This window comes from Xanthomonas sp. SHU 308, assembly GCF_000364645.1.
In the GTDB taxonomy this organism is placed as follows: Bacteria; Pseudomonadota; Gammaproteobacteria; order Xanthomonadales; family Xanthomonadaceae; genus Xanthomonas_A; species Xanthomonas_A sontii.
Genome location: NZ_AQOK01000631.1, coordinates 1 through 2015 on the forward strand (window position 1 = coordinate 1; position 2015 = coordinate 2015).

Annotated in this window: 2 protein-coding genes and 1 pseudogene; all 3 read right to left on the minus strand. The window is 72.3% G+C overall.

The window, feature by feature from the left end:
* Positions 1-116: 116 nt before the first annotated feature.
* Positions 117-278 (minus strand): annotated as a pseudogene (locus tag D588_RS0117660) (TonB-dependent receptor); the annotation flags it as partial.
* Positions 279-463: 185 nt separating this feature from the next.
* Entirely contained in the window at positions 464-1033 is a 570-nt protein-coding gene (locus tag D588_RS0117665) for a cytochrome b (RefSeq protein ID WP_017916921.1), read from the minus strand.
* Positions 1030-2015: catalase family peroxidase (locus tag D588_RS0117670; RefSeq protein ID WP_017916922.1), on the minus strand; the 986-nt coding region annotated here is incomplete at its 5' end. The genes D588_RS0117670 and D588_RS0117665, both read right to left, overlap by 4 nt.

Sequence of the window (2015 nt, forward strand, 5' to 3'; positions counted from 1 at the left end):
CGCACCGCTGCGCATCGCCGAGGCCTAGGCCGCCTCCATCCCGTGCATGCAGTGCCGCGGTCGCGCGCCTGCGCCGCGGCCGTGCCAGCGTCAGCACCCGCGCGCGGCCTGCCGGCTCAGAACGACCAGCTGAAGCTCAGCGTGCCGTTGCGCGGTTCGCCCCAGGCACCGTAGCCGTAGATCTGCGCGTAGTAACGCTTGTCCAGCAGGTTGTTGAGGTTGAGCTGCACCGAGAAGGCCGGCGACAGGCGGTAGCGCGCGAAAGCGCTGACCAGCGCGCCCGTCCGTCGACAAGTGTAACGGCGGCCCGGGGCCGGGACCATGTCGGGAGCGACACAAACGCGTGGCGTCGCCCGGGAGACAGGCCGCACCGCACTGGCCGAATCGACATGCGCGTGCCGGCGCTAGCGTGCGCAGCGCGGGACGCACGCGCTGCGCCCCGCGTGTCGCGTCGTCGGGTGGACTACGCCTTGTCGCGTGGCGCTGCAGGCGTCGCCGCGCCGCGCGCCATGCTCGAGAACACGCCATCGCGGCGTACCCAGGCATGGAACAGCGCCGCGCACAGGTGCGCCAGCACCGTGGCGAACAGCAGGTAGGCCAGCCAGCCATGCGCGCTGCGCAGCCAGGCATACAGCGCCGGGCTGTGTGGGGCGATCGGCGGCAATTGCACGCCCGGCCACAGCACGATCGGATAGCCGCCGGCCGAGAGCATCGACCAGCCCAGCAGCGGCATCGCCAGCATCAGCGCATACAGCAGCCAGTGCGAGGCGTGCGCGGCGGCCTTTTGCCAGCGCGGCAGGTCGGCCGGCAGCGGCGGCGGCCGGTGCCGCAGGCGGTTGCCCAGGCGCACCAGCACCAGCAGCCCGATGGCGATGCCGAGCGGGCGGTGCAGGTTCAGCAGCCAGGGCCGCTGCGACACCGAGGCGACCATGCCCACACCGACGAACAGCATGGTCAGGATCATCGCCGCCATCAGCCAGTGCAGGACGCGCGCGAGCAGGTTGAAGTGCGCGGAGCGGTCGTCGCGGTTCATTGCGCACCTCCGTGCGGCTTGCCGGTCGCATCGGGCGCCTGACCGCGGGCGATCTCGCGCTCGCGGCGGTTGAAGGACTGCGAGTACACCGCCGAGCGCGCGGCCAGGATCGGATCGTCGGAGCCGGCGATGCCGTGCGGCAGGATCAGCGGATCGTAGTTGAGGTCGCGGCACGGCCCGGTGGCCTGCGGCTCGGCATGGTCCAGCACCAGGGTGCCGGCGACCACCTGCTGGCGGTCCTGCGGCCACGGCTGCGACGGATCGTCGACCGGGTCGCCGGGCGCGGCCACGGTCAGTACCAGATCCCAGCGCAGCGGACCGCGCGCCAGCCGCGCCTGCAGGTCTTCGCTGAGGAAGTCGGCGTCGACCTTGGCGCGTTGCTCGGCCGACAGCGGCGCGAACGGGGTGTGCGGGCGCATCGACCAGCGCACCGCATGCGTGCTGCCGTCGGCGGCGGTGAAGCGGAACGCGTTGACGCCGTTGTACTGGGTGTTGGCCCAGCTGTTGGACCATGGTGCGGTCTTGGCCCACTCCTGGAACTTCTTCGCTTCCGGATAGCGCTGCAGGAACGCCGCCATCTTCGCCGGGTCCGGCTTGCCGGTGGCCGGATCCGGCCGCGCGGCCAGCGTCTGCGCCATGAAGCCCTCGGTGCTGGCGACCACGAAGAACGGGAAGCTGTTCATCGCCGTGCGCCATTCCTGGCCGTCGTCGCTGCGCAACTGCAGCGCCATGCTGCGCACGCGGGCGGCGCCGTCGGCGCCATGCGGGTCGCCGCCGCCGATCGACAGGCGGCCCAGCACCGGCACCGAGGACTGCGCGAACACCCGTGCCGAGGACAGCACGCCGCCCTGGCCGTTGCCCTCGAAATGGCCGCTGACGCACACGCCCTTGCTGTGCGCACGGCGGAAGCCCGGATGCGGCGGGCCGCCGGCTTCGATGGCGTCGGTCATGCGCTGCGCGGTCAGCCGTTGCGGGCCGCCGA

Excerpts from the sequence above, each read along its gene's own strand:
- D588_RS0117665 (WP_017916921.1), bottom strand. The coding sequence starts at position 1,033 with ATGAACCGCGACGACCGCTCCGCGCACTTCAACCTGCTCGCGCGCGTC.